This window comes from Micromonospora echinofusca, from assembly GCF_017614955.1.
Lineage (GTDB): Bacteria > Actinomycetota > Actinomycetes > Mycobacteriales > Micromonosporaceae > Micromonospora > Micromonospora echinofusca_A.
On the sequence record NZ_WVUH01000445.1, the window covers coordinates 1 to 4,937 of the forward strand.

General features: G+C 68.2%; 2 protein-coding genes. Both read left to right on the forward strand.

The window, feature by feature from the left end; translation table 11 throughout:
* Positions 1-387 precede the first annotated feature (387 nt).
* Positions 388-3,924 carry a DNA polymerase III subunit alpha gene (gene dnaE, locus GSF22_RS30520; protein ID WP_208817374.1) on the forward strand — a complete coding sequence of 1,179 codons (3,537 nt, stop codon included), beginning with the start codon at positions 388-390 and terminating at the stop codon, positions 3,922-3,924.
* A 67-nt stretch (positions 3,925-3,991) separates the two neighbouring features.
* Positions 3,992-4,937, forward strand: a 946-nt coding sequence (locus tag GSF22_RS30525; RefSeq protein WP_208817375.1) for an aminotransferase class V-fold PLP-dependent enzyme, incomplete at its 3' end; no start/stop codon positions are given.

Here is a 4,937-nt window from a genome sequence, read left to right on the forward strand (position 1 = left end):
CCGAGCCAGTCGTCGATCTTCACGTACAGTGCGGTCAGAAGGGTGTTGAGGTCTGTCGTCACAAACGGATCTTCAACACCCTTCGCCTATGCCGCAGCCCCGGGACCGTTAGGACTTACTCGTCTAGGTGGCGTCCGATTGACGGGCGCCCCGGATCTTGGTGGCAAACGGCCCTCCCAGGGGCCGTTCGCCACCAAGATCCCGATGCTGCATGACTTTTCACCTGGCACATCGTGCCGAGAAGCACAAATCAGCCAGCCGGGCGCGTCCGGTGGAACCTGCTGCCGCTAGATCGGTAGGGTGGGCCGGGTCGACCTTGGCCCGATCCTTGATCGTGGGCGTCGACCGGACCTGCGAAGCCACAATCGACGCCGGGGGGCGCTCTGCATGGGCGATTCGTTCGCGCATCTGCACGTGCACACAGAGTATTCGATGCTCGATGGGGCGGCCCGGCTCAAGGACCTCTTCGCCGAAGCCAACCGGCTGGGCATGCCGGCGGTGGCGATGACCGACCACGGCAACATGCACGGCGCGTACGACTTCTACAAGCAGGCGACCGCTGCCGGGATCACCCCCATCCTCGGGGTCGAGGCGTACGTGGCGCCGGAGTCGCGCTATCACAAGGCCCGGGTGAAGTGGGGCCGTCCGGAGCAGAAGAGCGACGACATCTCCGGTAACGGCGCGATCACCCACAAGACGCTGTGGGCCAGTAACGCGGTGGGCCTGAAGAACCTCTTCACCCTCAACTCGCGCGCCTCCATGGAGGGCCACTACGTCAAGTGGCCCCGGATGGACATGGAGCTGATCGCGGAGCACGCCGAGGGCATCATGGCCACCACCGGCTGTCCGTCCGGTGCGGTGCAGACCCGGTTGCGGCTGGGCCAGTTCGACGAGGCCCTCAAGGTGGCCAGCGCGTACCAGGACATCTTCGGCAAGGAGAACTACTTCCTGGAGCTGATGGACCACGGCCTGGACATCGAGAAGCGGGTCCGGGAGGGGCTGCTCGACATCGGCCGGCGGCTCGGCATCCCGCCGGTGGTCACCAACGACTCGCACTACACGCACGAGGCGCAGGCCGAGGCGCACGACGTGCTGCTCTGCGTACAGACCGGTTCGAACATCGCCGACCCGAACCGGTTCCGGTTCGAGGGGGGCGGCTACTTCATCAAGTCGGCCGAGCAGATGCGGGCGGTCGACTCCTCCGAAGCCTGGTTGCAGGGGTGCCGGAACACCCTGCTGGTGGCAGAGAAGGTCGACACGGCCGGGATGTTCACCTTCCGGAACCTGATGCCCCGGTTCCCGATCCCGGACGGGGAGACCGAGGAGTCCTGGTTCCGCAAGGAGACCTTCGCCGGACTGGCCCGCCGGTTCCCGGAGGGGATCCCCGAGGGGCACGTCGTGCAGGCGGAGTACGAGCTGGGTGTGATCATCCAGATGGGTTTCCCGTCGTACTTCCTCGTGGTCGCCGACTTCATCCAGTGGGCCAAGTCGCAGGGCATCGCGGTGGGCCCGGGGCGTGGGTCGGCGGCGGGTTCGCTGGTGGCGTACGCCCTGGGGATCACCGACCTGGATCCGATCCCGCACGGGCTGATCTTCGAACGGTTCCTGAACCCGGAGCGGGTCAGCATGCCGGATGTCGACATCGACTTCGACGAGCGTCGGCGCGGTGAGGTGATCCGGTACGTCACCGAGAAGTGGGGTGAGGACAAGGTCGCGCAGATCGCCACGTTCGGCACGATCAAGGCGAAGGCGGCGATCAAGGACTCGGCCCGGGTGCTCGGGTACCCGTACGCGGTGGGCGACCGGATCACCAAGGCGATGCCCCCGGCGGTGATGGGCAAGGACATCCCCCTGGAGGGCATCTTCGACCCGAAGCACCCGCGGTACGCGGAGGCCGGGGAGATCCGGGGCATGTACGAGGCCGAGTCGGACGTCAAGAAGGTGATCGACACCGCGCGGGGGATCGAGGGGCTGATCCGGCAGACCGGCGTGCACGCCGCCGGGGTGATCATGTCCGCCGAGCCGATCATCGAGCACATCCCGCTGATGCGGCGCGACTCCGACGGGGTGATCATCACCCAGTTCGACTACCCGACGTGTGAATCGCTCGGGTTGTTGAAGATGGACTTCCTCGGTCTGCGGAACCTTACGATCATCGACGACGCGGTGAAGAACATCCAGCTCAACCACGGTCTGGAGCTGGACCTGCTGGCCCTGTCCCTGGACGACAAGGCCGCCTACGAGCTGCTGGCCCGGGGGGACACCCTGGGGGTGTTCCAGCTCGACGGCGGGCCGATGCGGTCGCTGCTGCGGCTGATGAAACCGGACAACTTCGAGGACATCTCCGCCGTCCTGGCGCTGTACCGCCCCGGCCCGATGGGCGTGGACTCGCACACCAACTACGCGCTGCGCAAGAACGGCCTCCAGGAGATCACCCCGATCCACCCGGAGCTGGAGGAGCCGCTGCGGGAGATCCTGGCGCCCACCCACGGTCTGATCGTGTACCAGGAGCAGGTGCAGCGCGCCGCGCAGATCCTCGCCGGGTACAGCCTCGGTCAGGCCGACCTGCTGCGCCGGGCGATGGGTAAGAAGAAGAAGGAGATCCTGGACAAGGAGTTCGTCCCGTTCCGGGACGGCTGCCGGGAACGCGGCTACTCCGACGAGGCGATCCAGGCGGTGTGGGACGTCCTCGTGCCGTTCGCCGGGTACGCCTTCAACAAGGCCCACTCGGCCGCGTACGGGCTGGTGTCGTACTGGACGGCGTACCTCAAGGCGCACTACCCGGCCGAGTACATGGCCGCGCTGCTCACCAGCGTCGGGGACGACAAGGACAAGATGGCCCTGTACCTGTCGGAGTGCCGGCGGATGGGCATCCAGGTCCTCCCGCCGGACGTGAACACCTCCGCCGGACCGTTCACCCCGGTCGGCGCGGACATCCGCTTCGGCCTCGCCGCGATCCGTAACGTCGGCGCGAACGTGGTCGCCGCGATCATGCGCTGCCGGCAGGAGAAAAGCGACTACACCGACTTCTACGACTTCCTGTCGAAGGTCGACGCGGTGGTCTGCAACAAGAAGACCATCGAATCCCTGATCAAGGCGGGGGCGTTCGACTCACTCAAGCACAGCCGCAAGGGCCTGCTCGCCGTGCACGCCGAGGCGATCGACGCGTACGCCGGGGTGAAACGCAACGAGGCCGCCGGCCAGTACGACCTGTTCGGCGCCGGCTTCGGCGACGCCGACACCGGCGCCAGCGGCAGCAACGTCGTGATGCCCCCGATCGGCGAGAGCGAGTGGGACAAACGCGACAAGCTCGCCTTCGAACGGGAGATGCTCGGCCTGTACGTCTCCGACCACCCGCTGTTCGGTCTGGAGCACATCCTCGGCAACGCCGCCGACACCACCATCGCCTCCCTGTCCGAGGAGGGCGCGGTACCCGACGGCGCGGTGGTCACCCTCGCCGGCATCCTCTCCGGCGTGCAACGCCGGGTCACCAAGCAAGGCCGGGCGTGGGCGTCGGCGACCCTGGAGGACCTGGCCGGTGGCGTGGAGACGCTGTTCTTCCCCAACACCTACGAGGTCGTCGGCCAGTACATCGCCGAGGACGCCATCGTGGTGGTCAAGGGTCGCGTCGACCGCCGCGACGACACCCCGCGCATCATGGCGATGGACATGTCCATGCCCGACATCACCGTCAACCCGGCCAACAAACCGGTCACCCTCACCATCCCGGTGACCCGCTGCACGCCACCCCTGATCGACCGGCTCAAGGAGACGTTGACCCTGCACCCCGGCGACACCGAGGTGCACATCAAACTCCTCAACGGCACCCAGGCGTCGATGTGGCGCCCCCGGTACCGGGTCGCTTCCACCACCGCCCTGATGGCCGACCTGAAGACCGTGCTCGGCCCGGCCAACGTCAGCTGAGCCGGCGCGATCCACCACCGCGATATTGGCCCTGGTAGCGCGGGCACAGCCGAATAGCCTCGGCAGTATGGAGCTTGAACAGGCACAGAAGCTGTGGCAGCCGGAGCCGGGCTGGTTGAACACCGCCAGCTACGGCCTGCCCCCCGAGCCGGCCTGGACGGCGTTGCAGTCCGCCCTGGCCGACTGGCGCGTGGGGCGTACGTCGTGGGAGACCTGGAACGCGGCGACCGACCGGTCCCGCGCCACCTTCGCCGGGCTGGTCGGCGTACCGGTCGAGGACGTCTCGGTGGGCAGCGTGGTGTCCCAGATGTTCGCCCCGATCGCCGCCGCCCTGCCCGCCGGGGCGACCGTCGTGGTACCGGAGGTGGAGTTCACCTCCAACCTGTTCCCCTGGTTGGTGCAGGCCGAGCGGGGCGTGACGGTACGCACCGTGCCACTGGCCGGGCTGGTCGACGCGATCGACGCCGACACCGATTTGGTGGCGTTCAGTCTGGTGCAGTCGGCCGACGGCACCATCGCGCCGTACGAGAAGATCGTGGCCGCCGCCCGGGCGTACGACGCGTTGGTGGTGGTGGACGCCACCCAGGCGTGCGGCTGGCTGCCCTTCGACGCGGGCCTGGCCGACGCGGTGGCGGTGGGGGCGTACAAGTGGCTGATGGCGCCGCGCGGCTCCGGTTTCGCCTACCTCGCCCCGGCGCTGCGGGAGCGGATGCGCGCCGACGCGGCGGGCTGGTACTCCGGGCAGGATCCGCTCGGCTCGTTCTACGGCCCGCCGCTGCGGTTGGCCGACGACGCCCGCCGGTTCGACATCTCCCCGGCCTGGTTCAGTTACGTCGGTACCGCCCCGGCGCTGGACGTGGTCGCCGGGGTCGGGGTGTCCACCATCCACGCGCACAACGTGTCGCTGGCCAACCGGTTCCTCACCGGTCTGGGGCAGCCGCCGGGGGAGAGCGCCATCGTGACCGTTGACGTGCCGGGGGCGGAGGAGAAGCTGGCGGCGGCCGGGGTACGGG

Coding starts and splice junctions, on each gene's coding strand:
- dnaE (WP_208817374.1), top strand. CDS start 388: ATGGGCGATTCGTTCGCGCATCTGCACGTGCACACAGAGTATTCGATG.